The 21,868-nt window shown below is 37.7% G+C and carries 17 protein-coding genes and 2 pseudogenes; 4 read left to right on the top strand and 15 right to left on the bottom strand.

Annotated elements, in window-relative coordinates; genetic code table 11:
• Positions 1–170: 170 nt before the first annotated feature.
• A complete protein-coding gene (locus LS41612_RS09785; RefSeq protein WP_024361051.1) occupies positions 171–929 on the top strand; it encodes a MeeY/MeeF family manganese export membrane protein in 759 nt (252 codons plus the stop codon).
• A gap of 281 nt (positions 930–1,210) precedes the next feature.
• A complete protein-coding gene (locus LS41612_RS09780; protein ID WP_024361052.1) occupies positions 1,211–1,720 on the top strand; it encodes a ferritin in 510 nt (169 codons plus the stop codon).
• Positions 1,721–1,769: 49 nt separating this feature from the next.
• On the opposite strand, the gene LS41612_RS09775 is transcribed toward LS41612_RS09780, so the two are convergent.
• From LS41612_RS09775 to LS41612_RS09760, 4 genes are all read right to left on the bottom strand, one after another.
• The gene (locus LS41612_RS09775; protein ID WP_024361053.1) at positions 1,770–2,957 is read right to left on the bottom strand and encodes an iron-containing alcohol dehydrogenase; all 1,188 of its coding nucleotides are present in this window, start codon (positions 2,955–2,957) and stop codon (positions 1,770–1,772) included.
• A gap of 17 nt (positions 2,958–2,974) precedes the next feature.
• Positions 2,975–3,820 carry an AhlS family quorum-quenching N-acyl homoserine lactonase gene (ahlS, locus tag LS41612_RS09770; protein WP_024361054.1) on the bottom strand — a complete coding sequence of 282 codons (846 nt, stop codon included), beginning with the start codon at positions 3,818–3,820 and terminating at the stop codon, positions 2,975–2,977.
• Between the two features lie 24 nt (positions 3,821–3,844).
• Positions 3,845–5,251: an aldehyde dehydrogenase family protein gene (locus LS41612_RS09765; protein WP_370510658.1), complete on the bottom strand. Its 1,407-nt coding sequence runs from the start codon at positions 5,249–5,251 to the stop codon at positions 3,845–3,847.
• A 109-nt stretch (positions 5,252–5,360) separates the two neighbouring features.
• Entirely contained in the window at positions 5,361–6,365 is a 1,005-nt protein-coding gene (locus tag LS41612_RS09760) for a LacI family DNA-binding transcriptional regulator (RefSeq protein ID WP_233433846.1), read from the bottom strand.
• Positions 6,366–6,535: 170 nt separating this feature from the next.
• Here LS41612_RS09760 and LS41612_RS09755 point away from each other — a divergent pair.
• A pseudogene (locus LS41612_RS09755) lies at positions 6,536–6,787 on the top strand (transposase); the annotation flags it as partial.
• A gap of 351 nt (positions 6,788–7,138) precedes the next feature.
• Positions 7,139–7,321: pseudogene (locus tag LS41612_RS09750) on the top strand (IS5/IS1182 family transposase); the annotation flags it as partial.
• A 68-nt stretch (positions 7,322–7,389) separates the two neighbouring features.
• On the opposite strand, the gene LS41612_RS09745 reads toward LS41612_RS09750, so the two are convergent.
• The 11 genes from LS41612_RS09745 to ilvB form a co-directional block, all read right to left on the bottom strand.
• Entirely contained in the window at positions 7,390–9,477 is a 2,088-nt protein-coding gene (locus LS41612_RS09745; protein ID WP_024361058.1) for an ankyrin repeat domain-containing protein, read from the bottom strand.
• Between the two features lie 13 nt (positions 9,478–9,490).
• On the bottom strand, positions 9,491–9,829 hold the full coding sequence (locus LS41612_RS09740) for a hypothetical protein (protein WP_024361059.1): 339 nt from the start codon (positions 9,827–9,829) through the stop codon (positions 9,491–9,493).
• Between the two features lie 266 nt (positions 9,830–10,095).
• Positions 10,096–11,946 carry a dynamin family protein gene (locus LS41612_RS09735; RefSeq protein WP_024361060.1) on the bottom strand — a complete coding sequence of 617 codons (1,851 nt, stop codon included), beginning with the start codon at positions 11,944–11,946 and terminating at the stop codon, positions 10,096–10,098.
• A 261-nt stretch (positions 11,947–12,207) separates the two neighbouring features.
• The gene (gene rbsK / locus LS41612_RS09730) at positions 12,208–13,089 is read right to left on the bottom strand and encodes a ribokinase (RefSeq protein ID WP_024361061.1); all 882 of its coding nucleotides are present in this window, start codon (positions 13,087–13,089) and stop codon (positions 12,208–12,210) included.
• Positions 13,090–13,265: 176 nt separating this feature from the next.
• Positions 13,266–13,856, bottom strand: coding sequence for a 3-isopropylmalate dehydratase small subunit (leuD, locus tag LS41612_RS09725; RefSeq protein ID WP_024361062.1), 591 nt, complete (start codon positions 13,854–13,856; stop codon positions 13,266–13,268).
• A gap of 32 nt (positions 13,857–13,888) precedes the next feature.
• Positions 13,889–15,298 (bottom strand): 3-isopropylmalate dehydratase large subunit, encoded by a 1,410-nt coding sequence (gene leuC / locus LS41612_RS09720; RefSeq protein WP_024361063.1) that lies wholly within the window; start codon positions 15,296–15,298, stop codon positions 13,889–13,891.
• A gap of 16 nt (positions 15,299–15,314) precedes the next feature.
• Complete coding sequence (gene leuB / locus LS41612_RS09715) at positions 15,315–16,415, bottom strand: 3-isopropylmalate dehydrogenase (RefSeq protein ID WP_024361064.1); 1,101 nt, start codon at positions 16,413–16,415, stop codon at positions 15,315–15,317.
• 87 nt (positions 16,416–16,502) lie between these two features.
• Positions 16,503–18,044, bottom strand: a complete 1,542-nt coding sequence (locus LS41612_RS09710) for a 2-isopropylmalate synthase (protein ID WP_024361065.1) — start codon at positions 18,042–18,044, stop codon at positions 16,503–16,505.
• Positions 18,031–19,065: a ketol-acid reductoisomerase gene (gene ilvC / locus LS41612_RS09705; RefSeq protein WP_024361066.1), complete on the bottom strand. Its 1,035-nt coding sequence runs from the start codon at positions 19,063–19,065 to the stop codon at positions 18,031–18,033. Before ilvC ends, LS41612_RS09710 begins: the two co-directional genes overlap by 14 nt.
• 98 nt (positions 19,066–19,163) lie before the next feature.
• Entirely contained in the window at positions 19,164–19,679 is a 516-nt protein-coding gene (gene ilvN / locus LS41612_RS09700; RefSeq protein WP_024361067.1) for an acetolactate synthase small subunit, read from the bottom strand.
• On the bottom strand, positions 19,676–21,439 hold the full coding sequence (ilvB, locus tag LS41612_RS09695) for a biosynthetic-type acetolactate synthase large subunit (RefSeq protein WP_024361068.1): 1,764 nt from the start codon (positions 21,437–21,439) through the stop codon (positions 19,676–19,678). The genes ilvN and ilvB overlap by 4 nt, the downstream gene beginning before the upstream one ends.
• Positions 21,440–21,868: the final 429 nt, after the last annotated feature.

Below are 21,868 nucleotides of genomic sequence, written 5' to 3'. Positions count from 1 at the left end.
GAGTTCTGTACTAGAAATTATTGGTACAAATTATTATTTGGAGCTTCCAAATAATTGCTTAGCAAGACCTTTGCCTATTTTTTAGGCATGGGTCTTTTTCTTTTGCCTAAAATAAACAATAGGAAAGAGCAAATTATTCATTTCTGTCCACAACAAAGGAGGAAACAAATTTGGAAGCGATTTTATTAGAATACGCTTGGGTACTTGTCGTATTAATTGTACTAGAAGGACTATTAGCGGCAGATAACGCGGTCGTGATGGCCGTTATGGTAAAACATTTACCAAAAGCACAACAACAAAAGGCACTATTATACGGATTAGTTGGTGCATTCGTTTTCCGTTTTGCCGCACTATTCTTAATTACAACACTCGTAAACTTCTGGCAAATTCAGGCATTAGGTGCTGCCTACTTGTTATTTATGTCAATTAAACATATTTACGATTCGCGGAAAGCCGCCGGAGAATCAGATGAAATTAAAGAACCTAAAAAACAATCTGGTTTCTGGATGACGGTTATTAAAGTAGAGCTTGCGGACATCGCCTTTGCGGTAGATTCCATTTTAGCTGCAGTGGCAATCGCTGTTACATTGCCGCATTTAGGTAATTTCGATGTCGGTGGTATTAATGCAGGACAATTCGGTGTTATGTTCCTTGGTGGTCTTATCGGGGTTGTCATGATGCGATTTGCGGCACGCTGGTTCGTACGTGTACTAGAAAAATTCCCGTCACTTGAAACAGCCGCATTCTTAATCGTTGGTTGGGTTGGCGTAAAGTTAGCAGTTTTAACGTTAGCACATGAAAAATTAGGCTTTATTCCTCACGAATTCCCACATTCAACAATGTGGAAAGCGACATTCTGGATTGTGTTACTTGCGATTGCGCTAATTGGCTACTTAGTAGGTATCAAAAACCAAAAGAAAGAAGCATAATAGATCATTCGCCTAGACTCAACGTCTGGGCGAATTTTTTTTGCCAAATACGGTCGGCATCTTATACTAGCTTCGTGGCGATTCGTTCTGGTTTCGTGGTAATTTGCGTTCATTTCGTGGCGATTCTTCAATTTTTAAAAAGCTAAATCTTCTAATTGAGAACGAATATCAATTTAATTTTGCAGTATTTATGACGAAAAAAATCTTTTTCTGTATGATGACCCTCTTTCGCTATATACTATGAGAAGTAGAAGGTATTTACTGCAAAGGGAGGAACTACTATGTTATCAGAAAAACTACACACAGCACTTAACGAACAAATGAATTTTGAATTTTACTCAGCGCATGCCTATATGGCAATGGCCGCATTTTGCACAGATCAAGATTACGATGGGTTTGCCAATTTCTTTTTAGTGCAAGCGGAAGAAGAACGTTTCCATGCAATGAAATTTTATAATTTTTTAAGTGATATGGGCTATCGTGCAACAATCCAGGGTTTTGACAGTCCAGAAAATCATTTCAACTCTATTTTGCATGCCTTTAAAACAGCTTTGTCACATGAAAAAGAAGTGACACGTCGTATCTACAACTTATCTGATATTGCATTAGATGAACGTGAACACGCCACAATGGCATTTTTAAAATGGTTTATCGATGAGCAAGTAGAAGAAGAATCAACGTTCGATACATTAATTCGTAAAATTGAACGCATTGAAAATGATTCAAATGCTATCTTTATGCTTGATGCGGAGTTAGCTACACGGACATTTACACCTGGTGCTGAAGCTTAATAAATAATGAAGGGCTGTATCAATTGATACGGCCCTTTTCATTTATTATCTACAATGTTTGTCGTTTCGGTTCGCGAATTTCCCCATCAAATGCTGCACGATAAATAGCCAAAATATCTTCTCGATTTAAGGGCATCGGGCTTCTTGCTAAAATTCTAGTCTGTTTCGTAGCATCATCCGTTAATTGTTCAAGTGCTAATTCCGGTATGGCAAACCCTTTCAAAGTTGAAGGAATATTTACATCCTTTACTAGTTGCTGTAATGCAACTACACATTTAAAGGAAGCATCTTCTTGCGATAAATAACTAGATGACAGCCCCATTGCATCTAAAATATCCTTCATGCGTTTTTCGCAACTTTGACGAATATAGCCCATAACGTATGGTAATAATACAGCGTTTGAATCTCCATGTGCAATATGATACTGACCACCAAGAGGATAAGCCAAAGCATGCACCCCTGCTACACCTGCATTAAAAAATGCTAAGCCTGCTAAATAACTTCCATAACTCATATCTGAGCGCGCTTGCTTATTCTTGCCGTCATGTACGGCTGTACGAATTGAACTACTAATTAATTTAATCGCTTGAAGTGCAAGACCATCTGTCACTTCATTTGCATTAATTGAAACATATGCTTCAATTGCGTGGGTTAACGCGTCAACACCCGTAGCAGCCGTTACCTTTGCTGGCAAAGAAATTGTTAATTCCGGATCTACAATGGCTACATCAGCTAGTAAATAATCATGTGTCACGACATCCTTTGTCGTTTTTAACGATAAAACCGAAATATTTGTGACTTCCGACCCTGTACCTGAAGTTGTCGGAATTAGAATTTTGGGAAGCCCTTTATTTTCAAGTATTTTTGTACCTGTTAAATTTAAATAGTCAGCGACTTTGCCGTCATGAGTAGCTAATACGGCAGCTAGCTTTGCTAAATCTAACGCACTTCCACCACCTAATCCAATAACTAAATCAAATTGATGCTTTCTTGTATAGTCTACCAGTTGTTCCCCAATTGCAAGAGGTGGCTCTGGAGCAATATCAGTATAAAGGGTCGTACGATAACCATTTTCTTGTAAAGGTTTATTAATATGGTCCACTATACCTAACTCTTTTAACAACGGGTCCGTTACGATTAATATATTCTTTGCTTCAAATTTTTGCACTTCTACAAGTAAATGCTGTAGACTCCCCCAACCTATATAGTTTGTAGGAGTAAAGGTAAGTTTACTCATGTTCGTTCTACTCCCATCTATTCATAATAGCCTTCTGTTGATTTTCTAAATGATTTAAATTGCACGGGGTCATGGCCGAACCATACTTGCGAATTTGTTTCGTTTGCTAATCTTCGAATTCGTTCAACTGTTGAGTTATAACCTACTGAATCATAGATGATACCAGGAGGCTTAACCGGTGGTCCAAAGCTTTCAGCTGTGTAAATAGCGTCTGACGCTAAAATGATTCCCCCTGTTTCTGGCATATTAATATGCAAACCTAGCATACCCCAAGCATGCCCACTACCAAAATTCAATATATTGATACCTTCTGCCAGTTTCACATTATCTTCACCACGTTTGATTAGGCGCCACTGTAAGTTGTTTTTAATCCACATATCAATATCACCCCAAACATACGCACCATCCTTAACATTTCTCGCGTATGTTTGTAACGTTCCATTAAATTCATCTTCCTGCACAATGATCGTTGCATTTGTAAAAAGTTCTAAACAACCTGCATGATCTAAATGAAGATGTGAAGCAACTACATATTTAATATCCTCAGGGCGAACATTTAATTCTTCTAATCGATGATGTAAATAGCATTCTTCTGGCATATTAATAGGGAATGCTTTTTGTGTAAATTCACCCCACCTTCCTTCGGGTCCCATTGAGTTTGGATTACATGCTGTATCAAATAAAATTTTCCCTTCTGGATGATCAATTAAAACTGTATAAACCGGAAATTCAACAAATTCATTTGGTTGATTCGGGTGGTCAATCGTTGCAGGATTATGCATTGCAATCATATAGTTTTTATCCATGCGCATCGTTCCATTATCCATAACAAATAGTTTAGCGTGCTTGTTTATCATCTTCATTTTACAAACATCCCCATTTCATGATTAGTTGTTATTCCAAATAACGAGTTTCATTTCAGTCATTTCTTCGATTGCATATTTAATACCTTCCTTACCTGTTCCACTGTCTTTTACTCCTCCATATGGCATATGATCAACTCGGTATGTAGGCACATCATTTATAATGACACCACCTACATGTAATTTTTTCGATGCCTTAAATGCTGTTTCTATAGATGAAGTAAAGATGCCAGCTTGTAGACCATAATTCGAATCATTTATTGCTTCGATTGCTTCATCTATTGTGGACACAGTGTTAATGATAACGACAGGCGCGAAAATCTCTTCACAGGAAACGCGGCTGTGAGATGGTACATTATAAAGGACAGTAGGTAATAAAATATTGTTTTCAATCCGACCTCCAGTAATAATTTGTGCACCTTCATTGACTGCCTCTTGAATCCAAGCATATGCACGTTGTTGTTCAGTTTCTGAAATCATTGTTGTTAAATCTGTTGTTGGATCAAGCGGATCCCCTATCTTTAGTTGGGTAATTTTCTCTGTAAACTGTTTTAAAAATGAATCAAGAACATTGTCCAGAACATAAATACGTTGCAAGGAAATACAAACTTGACCTTGATTTGAAAACGCTCCCATTACTATACGATCCATTATGTTTTCTAATGGAACACCTTCATCGACAATTACTCCCGCATTAGAGCCAAGTTCTAACGTTACCTTTTTCAATCCGGCTCGATTACGAAGAGAAATACCGACTGCTGGACTGCCTGTAAATGTAATCATTTTCACTTGAGGATGTGCTAAAAATGTATCCCCGATGAGTTTTCCAGAGCCCGTAACTAAATTAAAAGCACCTGCAGGTAAGTCTGTTTGCGCAAGTAATTTTGCTAAAAAATGTGCAGATAGTGCCGTTTGTGTTGCCGGTTTTAAGACAATTGTGTTTCCTGCCGCTAATGCTGGGCCGACTTTATGTGCGACAAGATTTTGAGGGAAATTAAATGGCGTAATTGCCGCTATAACGCCAATCGGTTCCCTCAACGTATAAGCAAAGCGTCCTTCTCCACCTTTTGAAGCATCCATCGGAATCAATTCACCTGCAAGGCGCTTCGCTTCTTCAGCGGCAAACTTATATGTTTCAATTGTTCGGTCTATTTCTGCAACTGCATACTTTAGTGGCTTAGCGGATTCTAACGAAATAATAGTAGCTGCTTCTTCTCGATGCTCAGCAAATAAATTCGATAATTGTTCCAAAATTTGAGCTCTCTGAATTGCTGTTAACATTGCCATCTTTGAGGTAGCTGCATGTGCGCACTCAATTGCTTGTTGCACATCGATCTCAGTTGCTATCGCAAACTGACCAATTAATTCTTTTGAATACGGGGCATAAACATCTAAATATTCATCCGTCATACGCCACTCGCCATTCAACATTAAATGTTTCTTCAAGTCCTCACTCCCTTTTAATGGTTACGTATTCATTTCTGAAAATAAAGAAATGAATACGTAACCATTCTAGTATAAAAAAATAAACTGACACTCATCAGTTCATTTTTTTACCTGTTGTGTTTCTTGGGAAAAGTTTAACAGATTCAGTTTGCTGGATGCAAGCACTTTTTTTCTCCATTACATCAAATAATTTCTCAATCGCTAAAAACCCTAAATTTTTTTCCGATTTGATGCCAACTGTCGTCAAGGAAATAGAACGATGTTTACTCAGTTCTACATTATCAATTCCAATTACATTAAAATCGTTAGGGATATTGAATCCTTGTTCTAAACATTGGTTGAGTATTTCAATGGCAATAGCATCTGTTGCAGCGCAAATTGCTGTCGGTCTTGGAGATAGCAACAATAGTTCTTCAAACACTCCTTTTATATCACCTTTGCTCGTATTTGTAAAAAATGTCGGTACTGTATTTATATCTATGCTCGCCTCAACCAACGCCTTTTTAAAACCCTCATATCTTCCAAAAAAAGTACTCATTTCATGTGGCCCCCCTATCCAACAAAGGTCCGTATGTCCTAAAGTCACTAGATGATTAGTCGCTAAGAAACCTGCTTCTATATTATCTATTTCTACAAAATGTCTATTTTCTTGATGCTTACGATTAAACATAATAAAAGGTATCTCCAGTTTTTCAAGCTTATAAAATAATGGATCCGTATACCTTATAGATGATAAAATAATTGCATCCACTTTTGTTTCTAACACGGAATTATAAATAGTCTCTAGATTATCTTCCGTTCCAAAATACACGTTTACCTTATAGCCTCTAGCATTTGCATAATTTACAATTTCGGTTGTTGTATCGACAAAAAATGGATTATGCAACGGTCCAGAAATTAAAGTAATTATTCCTGTCTTTTGTTGTACAAGTGATCTTGCAATATCGTTTGGGACATAATTTAATTGTTCAATGGCCTCCATCACCTTTTTTAATGTTTTCGGTTTCACGAGTTCTGGAGTATTTAACACTCGTGAAACCGTTGTCTGTGAAACACCGGCATACTTTGCTACATCTTTAGAAGAAACCAAAAAAACCACCCATTTCATCTTTCTATGCCTATTTTATACCATCAAAAGGATAATGTTAATAGCATTAAACTAGTTAAGGTATAAGCACAATCAAAGTTATCCCTTTTATCTGCACTATAACCTATAAAAAACTGAACGCTTATGCAGGAATAGATATAATACGATAGGGCAATACGCAATATAGAGATCGTATGAATAAACGAGGAAACAAGTATTTACGGAAAATTTTATATTTCATGGTGTGTGCCATGCTTAGGGCACAAGGAAAACCGAATCATTTTGTGGACTATTATTATAAATTAAAAAAGCAACCTCAGAGGAAGCCTCATAAGATTGCGATTGTCGCCTGCATCAATAAGTTTCTGAAAGTGACATTTCAGTTACTGACGCGTGGCATTCTTTACGATTATGAGTCCGCACTACCAGCTTAGAAATCGTAATCACCCATATAAAACTATAACATAATGACCTTTCAAAAAAATAAAAATCGCCAAGTCTTTTTGGCGTATCCAAAAATGAGTGTGAAGTGATGAGAGATGTCCCTCACCACTTCACACTCATAAAAATATAAATTAATCTTTAAATATGGTTGACTAATCGTAAGAAAGAGGCTGGGACAAAACCCTCCTCTGAAAACTAATAAGCCGTTTAAATTTTACGACGAGTAAAATTTAAACGGCTTAGATCATTTTTACATAAAAATAAGAACCACTTCTGATAAATCAATCAATTAGTTTTCCTTTTAGATTTAGAAGTGAAGTTACAAAAGAATGATATTGCCTGACGTGGAACCCGTTTTTGGATTCTTGAAAGCTAATTTGCGTTTCACTCGATTTTCTGTACGAAGAAAATCGAAGGTTGATAACGAGATGGGTCTCGCATTAATGGCGAATTTAAGAAAATTCACAGCCATTTGCATAGAACTATATGGAGACAACATAAAAAATAGAGAAATCCGAATTTGAAATCATTCAAATTCGGATTTCTCACTAATTGAAGCAGTTATGTCCCAGCCCCTTTTTTCTACAAGCTGCTAATCCTTTGGATAATAATAATAGAAATTAGCATCTGCATAAGTAAGAAACCCTAACTCTTCATTCGGTTTTAAATTTAATATTTGTTCCGTGCCTTCAAGATAAAATAATGCTTTCCCATCATCCATGACAAATGGTTTTCCCAAATCTTTATACCAATTTTCATTTAGATGTTTAGGATAAAAATCAAACGTAATTTCTTCAATTTTATTGCTCCCTGTATAAGTACAATATTGTGTCTCTATATTTTTTCCAGTGCTATCTTTCAAGTAATAAAAATTGCAGTCAATTTCACCATTTATAGAAGTAAATTCTTGCCTTTTAGCTGGGTTCCCTAACTTATTCACTACATCTTTTCTAGAATTCCCTAAAGTAATCCCACTTACTATGTAAACATTTTTTTGTTTATCATATTTAATGACAAATTTACCTTGTTCAAATAATTCTACCAATGATTTATTATATTTTTCAGCAACGGTTTGCGCTGATTCCCCATTACTATTGACTGAATCAATATTCACTTTATTCTTTATCAGTTCTTCAACAATTTTTTTATCCCCATTTACAATAGCTACATATAAGGGTGATTGTCCTTGTCCATTCAGTCCATTTACATTTGTCCCCTTGTTTATTAATGCTGTTAGAAAAGCCACATTATCTTTTTTCTGATTAAGGAGAACATGGATTGCATTATTTCCTCGTTTATCAACCTGATTCACATTTAGTCCTTTGTCTATAAATAGTTGCACTATCTCATTATTTTCAGTAAGAATAGCCATTTCGTATGTATTTTGGCCATTTTTATTCTCCTTATTTAAATCAATAGCCAGGTTCAGTAATTCTTTGATAAATGCTGTATCTTTTAACTGTTGTAGCAAGGCTACTTGAACAATATTATTCCCTTCATTATCCACATCTTGTAGATTTACTTTTACATCATGGATAAGGTAGTCAATTATTTCTGGATTTCCTGTCTCCATGGCAGTATATAAAACCGAATGTCCCATTTCATTCTTAACATCCATATCCACTTTGAAATGATGTAACTCTTTTAGTATTTCCATTTGTTCATTGTCGACCGCAAGATGAGCAAGCGTATTCTTTTCTTGTCCAACTGTAATACTCACCATTCCTTTATTCATTAGCGAAATAGCCAACTTTTTATTTGGTAATTTAATGGCTTCGCTTATTGAATTTTCGCCATCCCTATTGACAAAATTAGCATTTGCCCCATTTTCAATCAAAAAATTTATCTCATTCCTATTTTGATGTTTGACTGCCTCAATTAAAGCATTATCCTTATCTTTTAACAAAAGATAATTATCCCATGAAAAGGTAAACTTTGTTATAAAGCCAAATGTACCAATAACGATAAGTAATAAAAGGCTAACAACCACCGAGCTATATGTAAAAATTTTCCTTACCTTTTTCTTAGTTTCTTCACGTTGACGTTCTTTTTCCAGTTGTTCTTTCTTTTGATTCTCTTCTATTTGTTTTTCATATAACTGAATCTGTTCATTAATCGTTTCTTCATTACTATAAATGGAAATAATATGATTTTTTTCTTTTTTACAACGCTGACACGCTTCCATATTCTCTAAGTTGAGACGCCCACATACACATACCCATTTATCATTTAATAGTTGTGAATAATACTTTGCATCATTTCCTTCATGCGCTTTTACATAAGCTAATTGCCTCGGATTATGTATTTCTTTTAATTCTACTTTCTCTAGCTCTGTTTCAGCTTTAGTCCATGTAGTTTCGTCACTAAAAAGTACTTTCTCAATGACAATCTCCACTTTTCTGGCATGTAAAAAATTATCTAATGAAATTCTTTCATTCGTATCAAATGCTTGGCTAGGGCCTATTGAATCGGGAAAATGAAATTTATGTTCAAAACAATTTGATACCGAACCAGTAGGCTCACCAAATTGGTCAAAACAATAGATAGTCGCATTAAAACCTTTGATCGTTTTTTCAGAGATATTATTAAATCGAAATGAACAATAAACGTTACCCGTTTTTTTACTTCTATATAGCTGATACCCAAGCAATTCAATTGGACAATTTATATCAACTAGCATTCTGCTCCTCCTATTAATTCAATAATTCAAATTCTTCTTCTTGAGGTTTATTAGTAACTTTTGAATTTATATCTTGAAGTAATGCAATTATTTTTGCTATCGCTAAAAAGAAAATCCCAGTTAACATAATTGATATTACTGACATCAAAGTCGTTGTCAGATGAGAGGAGTAAATATCCTTCAATGCAAAATATTTTTCTTCTATAAGATTATTATCATAATGTTCAATAGCTGCTGCTTCCCAGTATTTCATATCCTCTCTTTCTTCCTTTAAACTTGAAACCTGCGTTAAACTAAAAATGATAGCTGTTACAATTAAAATGACACTCGTTATCTGCAGTACCAGTTTCATCTGCGTCAACCCTCCACAATTTTAAAATAATTAATATTATATACTAATTACCTAATATTTACTATATAATCCAAAACATCTTAAAAGAAAAAATTCATAAATAATAATTTTTTATGGTACTTTTAATTTATTTTCTATTCGCCTGTTGTCAATCCATTTCTCCCTAAATATTAGCATTTGTGAAACAACCACTCATAAATTTGAACGAAATGAATACGTTAAAAAACGCTCTAAAAGATTCATTCTTCTAGAACGTTTTGTGCTACTTAATCTTCATATTGAATTTCTAATTTATTCGGTATGGCGGGTATATCGTTTGATTTAACGTCCGTCTCGGCAAGTCGTAATGGCTGTAATGCATATTTACTTTCAACATCAAATGGAATGGCTATACTTTCCATTTTGTTATTCATTTGACTTCTCGCCAGTAAGCCATTTTTAGATAAATCGATACTTGTAATATTGTCGATTGTTTCTTTAAGCATTTGCTGATCTTTCGAGCGTAGCGGCACCCTTTCATCCATAAGAAACGGTTGAATATTTTCTTTAATAAACCCTTGTGCCTCTATTAAACAAGAAAATTCATTTAACTTCGCAGCATATAATTTTAGTTGGTGTTTCTCTTTTGCCCGTTGCTGATTCAGCTCGTTCACCTTTTTCTCAATACGCGCTAAACGCTTTTTGGATAGGTTAATCAAATAGTTTTGGACTGTATTTATTTCTTCCACAATGATAGCTTCCGCTTCCCGTACTTTCGCATACTGCGTAACACATACTTCTTGCTGTTCATTTAAACGCAGAACACGTTCTTTGAAAAAGTCATTTTGTGTATGATGGCCAAAAATGGCTTTCATCAACCCTTTTCCATGAATTTTTTTATGTTGTGCGTCCAAACGCTCATATTCTCGCATATATTCATTATGCATATTACGATATTCACGTAATGCCTGTTGATAAATCACTGCTTTTTCAGTAAATTGTTCAACGAAATCATCTTGTAAATAATCATGTTGCGAAATCGTTTGTAAGAGCTGATACAATGTTTGAACATTTTTGAATACGCTTGCTACTTGCTCGTACTCTTGTTCATATTCCTGTACAATGGCTACATCTCGCTGATAACGTGAAAATTCATATTGTGTATCTCCCGCAAATTTTTCGATGTTTTCTACTGCTGATTGAAATGGATCACGTTGCGGTATAATCGTTAATTCGAAGCGGAAACGCTCCAGCCATTGTAAAAAACGAATAATAATTGCGTACGTTTTTTTATCGCTATTCTCTGCAACGCGTTGAATTTGCGCAATTAGATTATCATATTGACTACGCTGCCATAACGCTTTATTGTCTGTTTGTTGTGCTTCAAGGGCATCCATTGCAGAAATCGCTACAAAATCGCTTAATAAATGACCAATTCGTTCTTTTTCAGAACGAATAAAGGCTTCTGTATTATTATTTTTATCGATGCCATTAACGATACAAAGTGGGACTACCCCTTTATTTTTTAAAGCTTCCATTAATAAAACTTCTGCATCGATGGCCATCGATTCTGAACGTAACACCCAAAAAATTTCATCCACTCGATTGATTAGCGATTCGGAGAAGTATGCCATTTCTCCCCCACCCGCTTCTAATGAGACCGAATCGATAATTGTCACAGATTTTAATAACTCATGCTTAACATATACTTCTAGATAATCTAAATGTTCACGTAAAATTTGTGATGCAAACGTATCACCTGTAGTAAGTAATTCTAATTTGCTCATATCAAATATTGCCACCATACCATCTAAAAAATATGCTTTAATTTCCTCATGCTCACCATATCGTAAAAACGTATTAACCCCTGTCGGATTTTGATCGCTTACAGGTAAAATAGAACGACCAAGAAGACCATTTACCAGTGTTGTTTTTCCTACTCGTTCTTTTCCGACTATCAGTACCATTGTTTGATTGTTTGCATCTTGGATTATACGATTTAAGTGCTTAGCTGTATCTTTCACATATGTATTTTGTACAATAATGCTGTGCAGTTGACGTAAACGATCCACAAACTGTGGCAAAATATTATTCGCTGAGGCTGTATAGTCGATTGGCGTAGTGTCAATATTCGTCATCCTCAAAACCTACTTTCATATGTATCTATAGTTCCATTATAAAGGAAACTATTCGATTTCTTATATATAGTCATGAAATTTAATGACAAAAAAGGACAAACTACTTAGTTCGACTTGTCACAAATAGGATTTACTTCTTAGGTTAAATTTCTCTATTTTTCACATTTATCGCACAACTAGGTATATGCAATGATAGTGCCTCATGCTAATAACTAGAAAATCCACACATCCCAACACTTTACTTATAAAGCGTAATGTTTTTTATTCGTCCAAACCAGCCATTCTCGCATAAACTTTACTAAGTGTTGGCATACCGCCTTGTGCACTTACTTGCTCAACCGCTAGCGAGGCCGCTATATTCGCAAAGTACACTGCTTCATCCAACGATTGCCCCTCTACTAATGCATAGGCAAGCGCACCATTGAAAGTATCCCCAGCCCCAGTTGTATCCTCCGCTTTTGTCATATAGCCAGGGACATGAATAGGATATTCGCCATCAAAGTAACGTGCCCCATCACGACCAAGTGTAATAATTAGTTTATTCGGATATTTTTCGAGCGTTTGATCGAAATCGTTTCCGAATAGCTGGGCACACTCAATTTCATTTGGGGTCAAGTAGGTAATATCATCCATCCAGCACATATCAAAGTTCGCCGCTGGGGCTGGGTTTAACAGCACTGGTACATTCGCTTCCTTACATAATTTTATAGCATGTGCTGTCGTCTCCATCGGAATTTCAAGCTGTAAGATTACCATTTGACTTTGTGTAATGACATCTTTTACAGCATCCAAATGTGTTGGTTCCAGCTTATAATTTGCTCCTGGGACCACGATGATACGATTATCATTGTGATGCACTAAAATATTCGCAATGCCCGTCGATTCTGAAGTTGTTAGAAGCGATGTTGTATCAATATGCTCCTGCTCTAAAACTGTTCGCAATGTATGCCCAAAACGATCATCGCCTACACAACCAATCATTGTGACGTTGCTGCCTAAACGAGCCGCAGCAATCGCCTGATTAGCCCCCTTTCCTCCAGGACTTGTTTGAAAGTGTTGCCCAAGAACCGTTTCTCCCTGTTGTGGGAAATCCGCCATTTGTATCACTAAATCCATATTTAAACTACCAATTACTGTAATCATTTAAATCATCCTTTCGATTCCTTCTTTCTATTTTAACGACTTAGCAAAAGAAAGACAAAGGCTTCCTTGTTTTCAGTATTTCGAAGTAGCTATGCTGGCAACATTCCCATCAAACAGCAAAAAAGTGTTAGATTGATTCCAGTCAATCTAACACTCTTCTCGGCTTTACTTGCCCATTAGTAGGCTACACGTTGTGCTTCATAGGCAGCAATATGGTCTTCGTATTTAAATGTTAGGGCAATTTCATCCCAGCCATTTAGTAACGTTTCTTTATAATAAGAATCGATGTTGAATGTATAAACTTTACCATCTTCACCTGTTACTGTTTGTGCTTCAAGATTTACTTCTACATGATAAGGTTTCTCTAAACCTTTTGCTAAAATTTCATCGCACTCTGCTTCCGTTAACTTGATAGGTAATATACCATTTTTGAAGCAGTTATTATGGAAAATATCCGCAAATGAAGGGGCAATGACGACGTTAAAGCCATAATCTAAAATTGCCCACGGTGCATGCTCACGTGAAGAGCCACAGCCAAAATTATCTTGCGCTACTAAAATTTTAGAGTTTTTAAATTCTGCTTTATTTAATACAAAGTCCTGTACTTCATTGCCTTGTGCATCAAAACGCCAATGATAAAATAAAAATTGACCAAAGCCTGTACGCTCAATGCGTTTTAAAAACTCTTTCGAAATGATTTGATCTGTATCGACATTTTTACGATCAAGTGGTGTTATCACACTATTTACGATATTAATTGGTTGCATTTTCAATCATCCTTTCCGTGTAAATGGTGCCTTTACACAGTTTCCTTCACGAATTCTCGTACATCTACAAAGTGACCTGCAATCGCAGCAGCAGCTGCCATCGGAGGTGATACTAAGTGCGTGCGAGCACCAGCACCTTGACGACCTTCGAAATTACGGTTTGAGGTTGATGCACAGCGTTTACCAGCTGGGACCACATCATCATTCATCGCTAAGCACATCGAACAACCGGATTCGCGCCATTCAAAACCTGCATCAATGAAAATTTTATCTAAACCTTCTGCTTCTGCTTGTTTTTTTGTAGAATGGGAACCTGGGACAACGATTGCTGTTACGTTTTCATGAACTTTACGTCCTTGAATAACATTTGCAGCAGCTCGTAAATCACTTAAGCGTGAGTTCGTACATGAGCCGATAAATACGTATTGGATATCGATTGAAGTTAATGGTTGCCCTTCTTCTAAGCCCATATAGGCAAGCGCTTTACGAAGTGCGGCTTTATCTGACTCATCCTGATAATCTGCTTGCGTCGGAACATTTTGTGATACACCAGAACCCATTGAAGGATTTGTTCCCCATGTAATAATTGGCTCGATTTCCTCTGCTTTAATAATGCGGACTTCATCATATGTCGCGTCCTCATCTGATGCTAAACTTAGCCAATACGCTGTCGCTTCTTCAAATTTCTCACCTTGTGGTGCATATTTGCGACCACGAATATAATCCACTGTTATTTGGTCAGGTGATACAAGACCAGCCTTTGCACCTGCTTCGATGGACATATTACAGATGGTCATGCGCTCTTCCATTGACAGTTTGTGGATTGCCTCTCCAGTGAATTCCACAATATGTCCTGTACCAACGCCAATACCGAATTTCGAGATGATTGCTAAAATAATATCCTTCGCAGCAACACCAACCGGTAGCTCTCCTTCAACGCGGATTTCCATCGTTTTTGGCTTGTTTTGCCACAATGTTTGTGTAGACATTACGTGCTCTACTTCGGATGTACCGATACCAAATGCAATAGCACCAAATGCACCGTGTGTCGATGTATGCGAGTCACCACAAACAATTGTTTTGCCAGGCTGTGTTAAACCTAATTCTGGTCCAATCACGTGGACAATCCCTTGGTCAGGGTGACCCATACCTGCCAGCTCAACACCGAATTCAGCAGCATTTTTCGCCAGTGTTTCAATTTGATTGCGTGCAATTGGATCATTGATTGTCGGTAGATTTTTTGTTGGCACATTATGATCCATCGTCGCAAAGCTTAAATCAGGACGACGCACTTTCCGTCCATTTATGCGTAGACCTTCAAATGCTTGCGGAGAAGTTACTTCATGAATTAAATGAAGATCAATATATAACAGGTCCGGTTTGCCCTCTTCCTGATAAACAACATGTTTATCCCAAATCTTTTCAATTATATTTTTTCCCATTGTCTTCACCTATTTCTTAAATATATGTTGTCATAATACTTTCCGAAACAAAACTTGTATCAATTTCATTAATAACTTTATCTGTCCATTCATTTGTAGATAGAGTGCGTCCTCCATCACGTGCAAGATCTGCTGTAAAGTACCCATCATCAAATACTGCACTTACTGCACGTTCGATTTCAGCCGCTTCTTCTGCTAGGCCAAATGAGTATTGTAACATCATAGCGACTGACAGAATCGTTGCTGCTGGATTAGCCACACCTTGCCCTGCAATTTCTGGTGCTGAACCGTGTACTGGTTCGTAAAGTCCAAAATTATCACCGCGGATGGATGCGGATGGTAGTACGCCAAGAGAACCTGTAATAACCGATGCTTCATCACTTAAAATATCACCAAACATGTTTTCTGTTACAACGACATCATAATGAGCAGGATTTGTAATTAATTTCATCGCTACAGAGTCTACTAAGTTGTGTTCTACCTGAACATCTGGATAGTCTTTTTTCTTCGCTTCTACAACTTCGCGCCATAAACGGCTAGTTTCAAGTACGTTTGCCTTATCGACTGAACATAATTTGCCTCCACGTAAACGTGCTAATTCAAAGGCATTTTCAACGATACGCTCTACTTCAGCTGTTGAGTAAACTGTTGTATCAATCGCGCCATTTTCAGTACGCATACGTGGTTCCCCGAAGTATACGCCGCCTGTAAGTTCACGTACGATCATTAAATCGACGTTTTCGGCTACTTCACGTTTTAAAGGTGAAGCCTCTAGTAAACTCGGGAACGCCTTTACTGGACGTAAATTTGCAAATAAGTCAAAGTGCTTGCGGATACGAAGTAAGCCTTTTTCTGGACGTAGTTCTGGTGGGTTATTGTCCCATTTTGGCCCCCCTACTGCGCCTAATAAAATCGCATCACTGCTCTCACACATTTCAATTGTTTCATCAGGTAGTGGATTGTTGTGTTGATCGATGGCAGCGCCTCCGATTGTTCCATATCCTAAATGGAATGTATGGTTGAAACGTTTGCCGATAACTTGTAGTACACGTATAGCTGACGCAACCACCTCTGGCCCAATTCCATCGCCAGGAAGTACTGTAATTTTTTTCTCCATCGTAAAACACCTTTCTTTGTCTAGCGTACGGTTACGCTATTTTAGTAAAGACTCTCACCTGCTTTGCTAGGTGAGAGTCAAATCAAGTTAAACGAGTTCACCTTGTGCTCGAAGACTTACCTGAATTAAATGTCGGTTAATCGCATTTAAATAAGCTTTCGCGGATGCTTCTAATACATCCTGTGAAGAGTTTCGTCCCGTTGTTGATACACCATCGTATCGGATATTAATAACTGCCTCACCAAGTGCATCACGCCCTTTGCCGACAGACTTCACTCGGTAATCAATGACATTGATAGCACCAGGCACAAGTTGTTCTAACGTATTAAATATTGCTTCCACTGAGCCTGAGCCTGTAGCCACAACATTTTTTACATTGCCTTCTGGCGTCACGACCGTCGCGGTAGCAGTTGGAATATTTTCTGTACCATATTGCACTTGTACCATTTTAAGCTCAAACAATGGCACATCTTCGATTTGGATTTGCTGCTCTGTTAGAAGCGTTAATAAATCTTCTTCCGTAATTTCTTTTTTACGGTCTGCTAGCTTTTTAAATTCAGCAAAAGCTTTATTTAGCTTTTCATCTGACAGTGCAAAGCCCATTGTTTCTGCACGATCACGGAAAGCAGCGCGTCCTGAATGTTTGCCAAGAACAAGAGGTACTTCTCCTTCGCCAATCAGTGCAGGTGATATAATTTCATATGTTTCAGGATTTTTTAACACGCCATCTTGATGAATGCCAGACTCATGTGCAAATGCATTTTTACCGACAATTGCTTTATTTGGTTGAATAACGACATTCGTTAGTTTACTAACTAATTGCGATGTGCGCTTAATCTCCTGTAAGTTGATGCCTGTTTCAACAGGATAGATATCTTTACGGATATGGAGGGCTACCGCGATTTCCTCTAGTGCAACATTCCCTGCACGCTCCCCGATACCGTTAATTGTTCCTTCAACTTGTGACGCACCATTTTCAATAGCCGCAATGGTGTTAGCCGTAGCCATTCCTAAATCATCATGGCAGTGTGCTGAGAATTTCACTTTTTCAGCACCTTTGACATTTTCTAATAAAAATTTGAATAATGCGCCATATTCTTGCGGAGAGGCATAGCCCACTGTATCTGGCACGTTAATCGTCGTCGCTCCAGCAGCAATAACATCATTCATAATACGTACTAAAAATTCGCGATCTGAGCGGAAAGCATCTTCGGCAGACCATTGCACAAGTGGGAAGTATTTTTTCGCATATTTCACTGCTTCAATGGCTTGCTCGACCACTTGATCAGGTGATTTTTTCAACTTATATTCCATATGGATTGGAGATGTTGCTAAAAAAATATGAATATGCGGTTGTTCAGCTACTTTAATCGCTTCCCATGTTGTATCAATATCTTTTTGCACGCAACGCGCTAGCCCTGTAACGATTGAATTTTTCACAGTACCCGCAATACGCTGGACCGCATCAAAATCACCGGGAGATGAAGCAGGAAAACCTGCTTCAATAATTGTTACACCTAGACGTTCAAGTTGCTTGGCAATCTCAATTTTCTCTGCTGTATTTAAATTAATGCCGGCAGATTGTTCACCATCGCGAAGTGTTGTATCGAAAATATCAATTTTTCGCACTTGTAGCCACTTCTCTCACAACTTTTTCCTTACCTTCATTGATGAATGGCATCATTGCACGTAGTTTTGCACCAACTTCTTCGATTTGGTGGTTTGCACCAGCTTCTTTGAATTTTGTATAGTCTGGACGACCATTTTCATTTTCTTGAATCCAACGGCGAGCAAATGTACCATCTTGGATATCTGTTAATACGTCTTTCATGCGGGCTTTAACTGAATCGTCGATGATGCGTGGACCTGCAACATAATCACCCCACTCGGCTGTATCTGAAACGGAGTAACGCATTGTCGCCATACCACCTTCAAACATTAAATCTACGATTAATTTTAATTCGTGTAATGTCTCAAAGTAAGCAAGCTCTGGTTGGTAGCCCGCTTCTACTAATGTTTCAAATCCAGCTTTAACTAATTGAGTTGCCCCACCGCAAAGTACTGCTTGCTCACCAAATAGATCCGTTTCAGTTTCTTCTTTGAATGATGTTTCTAATAAACCGCCACGAGCAGCGCCAATACCTTTACCGTAAGCAAGTGCTAAATCTTTTGCTTGACCCGTTGCATCTTGGTGGATAGCAAATAGTCCTGGTACACCAGCACCTTGTTGGAATTGACGACGCACTAGATGACCTGGTCCTTTTGGTGCTACTAAAAATACGTCAACATCTGCAGGTGGCGTAATTTGACCAAAGTGAATATTGAAACCATGTGCAAACATCAGTGCTTTACCAGCTTCTAAATATGGAGCAATTTCAGCTTCATAAACTGCTTTTTGACGCTCATCTGGTAGTAAGATTTGGATTACATCTGCTTCTTGTGCTGCTTCCGCAACTGTTTTAACGTCTAAGCCATCAGCTTTTGCTGCATCGAAAGATCCACCTGGGCGAACACCTACTACTACATCGAAACCTGATTCTTTAAGGTTTAATGCATGTGCATGACCTTGTGAACCGTAACCGATAATTGCGATTTTTTTTCCTTTTAATACGTCCTCGTTGATGTTTTGTTCATAGTACATTGTAGCCATTGTTTGTTTCCTCCTAATAATTGGGTTTGTTTTTTTAAACTTATGAGCATTTGCAGCTTTACAGTGCGCAGATCACAAGCTTCGGTTTTATATGCAAACTATTTTAAAATAGAGAGCTGCGTATTGATGGTTTTTTGTGTTTCACGAACAGATGCCGTTGCACCTGTGCGCGTTAATTCTTTAATACCATATGGGCGAATAAGCTCAATAAAGGCATCGATTTTTTCTGGATTTCCTACCACTTGATATGTCACAACGTTTTTCGCTGTATCAATAATTTGTGGACGGAATGGCTCAACAATCGAGTTCATTTCCAGACGTAAATTTGGTGGTGAAATAACCTTCACAAGCGCTAGCTCACGAAGCACGATGGATTTATCTGTAATGTCATTGACCTTTAACACATCAATTTGCTTCGATAATTGCTTCACCAGTTGTTCAATTTTGCGCTCATCTTCTACATTCACAACAAATGTCATTTTTGAGAAGTTTGGCTGTTCAGTATGACCAACTGTAATCGATTCGATATTGAATTGACGCTTCATAAGTAAACCTGTTATACGGTTTAATACACCACTTTGATTAATCACTGTTACTGTAATTACTCGTTTCAATTCTTTTTCACCCCAATCATTTCATGTAACCCTTTACCTGGTGCAACCATTGGGTAGACACATTCAAGCTGTTTTACACGGCAGTCGATTAACGCTGGCTCGTCAGAAAGCAGTGCCTCACGGAAAATACTTTCCGCTTCGTCAATTGTGTTAATTCGATAGCCTTTAATGCCGTAAGCATCCGCTAATTTAACAAAATCTGGCTGGATTGGCATAAGTGATGATGAATAACGCTCTTCATAGAATGTTTGTTGCCATTGGCGTACCATCCCTAAACAACTGTTATTTAAAATCACAATTTTTACTGGTAAGTTGAATTCTTTTAATAATGAAAGCTCTTGTGCAGTCATTTGGAAACCTGCATCGCCTACAATCGAAACAACTTTTTTGTCTGGCTTCGCAAACTGGGCCCCTATTGCAGCTGGGAAGCCGAAGCCCATCGTACCAAGTCCACCAGACGTTACCCAACCATGATCATTGTTTAAGCGGTAATATTGTGCAGCCCACATTTGATGCTGCCCTACATCCGTCGTCACAATGGCATCACCTTCAGTAATTTTATGCACAAGTTCTAGTGCTTCCTGCGGTAACACCTCTGTGTCTCCATCTTCTTTTGAATACCACAGCGGATATTCTTTTGCATGATTGTTTAAAAATTCAAGCCATTGTTTCGTATCCGGACCTTCAAAATCTTTTTTCAGTAAAGATTTTAATGCCTCTTTTGCATCCGCTACAATCGGAATATCGGTCGGTACATTTTTACCGATTTCAGCCGGATCAATGTCAATATGGACAATTGTTGCATTTGGTGCAAACGTTGCTAAATTCCCTGTTAAACGGTCATCAAATCGAGCGCCAATATTTAATAATAAATCCGACTTAGTAATTGCCATATTTGCTGTTACTGTTCCATGCATTCCGGCCATACCAATGAATAATTCGTGATCGCCATGAATGGAGCCAAGACCTAATAAGGTATTTGTTACAGGAATTTGATACTTCTCAGCGAAAGTTGTTAATTCTTCACGAGCATCGGCAAATAGTACACCCGCCCCTGCTAGAATTACTGGATTTTTCGCTAGCGAAATAGCTTGAATAGCCTTTTGAATTTGCAAATAGTTCGGCTTGTATGTCGGTTGATAGCCTGGTAAATAAATTTCTTCTGGTTCTTGTGGTGGATTATTTACATCAAACAGCATTTGAGATACATTTTTAGGGAAATCTACCACAACTGGTCCTTTACGACCTGTATTCGCAATATGGAACGCTTCTTTCACTATGCGAGGGATATCATTGACATCTTGTACTTGGTAGTTGTGCTTTGTAATAGGTGTTGTAATCCCCATAATATCTGCCTCTTGGAACGCATCTGTTCCAATAACTGTTGTCGCTACTTGACCAGTAAAGACAACTAATGGGATAGAATCAATCATCGCATCGGCAATACCTGTTACTAAGTTCGTTGCACCTGGACCACTTGTAGCGATGACAACCCCCGGCTTATTCGATACACGTGCATAGCCTTCAGCTGCGTGAATAGCACCTTGCTCGTGACGTGTTAAAATATGACGAATTGGGTTTTTGTACATTGCATCATATATTTGAAGTACTGCTCCACCCGGATATCCAAAAATAATATCTACATCTTGATCATGCAGCGCTTGGACTAAAATGTCTGCACCATCTTTCGCTTGAAAAGTTTGTTCTACTTCTTCTGTCGCCAATTGTTCTTTTTCATTAATTGAAACATTCGCACTCATCAAAATATGCCTCCTTCTTGTCTTTCGATTCACAACAGCATACGACTACCTCATCTAGTTAATGAACACTTTCGTGATGTAATGCTGAAAACGGAATATTCTACGCTTAATAAATAATAAAAAGCCTTTTTCTCCGAACGCAAAGAACTACCTTGCGTAGGGATGAAAAAGACTTTTCATGGTACCACCCTTGTTTATAGCAATCATATTGCTACCTCGCGAATAAATGAAAGCATTTATGCACCAATGCAAGTGAACTTACATCCAATACGGTGTCATAAATCATTTATTCATTAATAACGAGCACTTCGATTATGCCCGGAACTATCTAATGGCGATCACGCGTTTAATAGTTCACTCCGAGGGGATGTCGGATCTAGTTGTATCGCCGGCTTCCAGCACGACCGGCTCTCTGGTAGATACAAGGCT

It is taken from the genome of Lysinibacillus sphaericus, from assembly GCF_002982115.1.
In the GTDB taxonomy this organism is placed as follows: Bacteria; Bacillota; Bacilli; order Bacillales_A; family Planococcaceae; genus Lysinibacillus; species Lysinibacillus sphaericus.
The sequence above is the reverse complement of the archived record's forward strand: the minus strand, read 5'-3'. Positions and strand labels throughout refer to the sequence as shown.

Excerpts from the sequence above, each read along its gene's own strand:
- LS41612_RS09735 (WP_024361060.1), bottom strand. The coding sequence starts at position 11,946 with ATGACGAATATTGACACTACGCCAATCGACTATACAGCCTCAGCGAAT.
- LS41612_RS09765 (WP_370510658.1), bottom strand. The coding sequence starts at position 5,251 with ATGTTGAATGGCGAGTGGCGTATGACGGATGAATATTTAGATGTTTAT.
- leuB (WP_024361064.1), bottom strand. The coding sequence starts at position 16,415 with ATGGAGAAAAAAATTACAGTACTTCCTGGCGATGGAATTGGGCCAGAG.
- LS41612_RS09780 (WP_024361052.1), top strand. The coding sequence starts at position 1,211 with ATGTTATCAGAAAAACTACACACAGCACTTAACGAACAAATGAATTTT.
- leuC (WP_024361063.1), bottom strand. The coding sequence starts at position 15,298 with ATGGGAAAAAATATAATTGAAAAGATTTGGGATAAACATGTTGTTTAT.
- LS41612_RS09775 (WP_024361053.1), bottom strand. The coding sequence starts at position 2,957 with ATGAGTAAACTTACCTTTACTCCTACAAACTATATAGGTTGGGGGAGT.
- ilvC (WP_024361066.1), bottom strand. The coding sequence starts at position 19,065 with ATGGCTACAATGTACTATGAACAAAACATCAACGAGGACGTATTAAAA.
- ilvB (WP_024361068.1), bottom strand. The coding sequence starts at position 21,439 with ATGAGTGCGAATGTTTCAATTAATGAAAAAGAACAATTGGCGACAGAA.
- rbsK (WP_024361061.1), bottom strand. The coding sequence starts at position 13,089 with ATGATTACAGTAATTGGTAGTTTAAATATGGATTTAGTGATACAAATG.
- LS41612_RS09745 (WP_024361058.1), bottom strand. The coding sequence starts at position 9,477 with ATGCTAGTTGATATAAATTGTCCAATTGAATTGCTTGGGTATCAGCTA.
- LS41612_RS09740 (WP_024361059.1), bottom strand. The coding sequence starts at position 9,829 with ATGAAACTGGTACTGCAGATAACGAGTGTCATTTTAATTGTAACAGCT.
- ahlS (WP_024361054.1), bottom strand. The coding sequence starts at position 3,820 with ATGAAGATGATAAACAAGCACGCTAAACTATTTGTTATGGATAATGGA.
- leuD (WP_024361062.1), bottom strand. The coding sequence starts at position 13,856 with ATGCAACCAATTAATATCGTAAATAGTGTGATAACACCACTTGATCGT.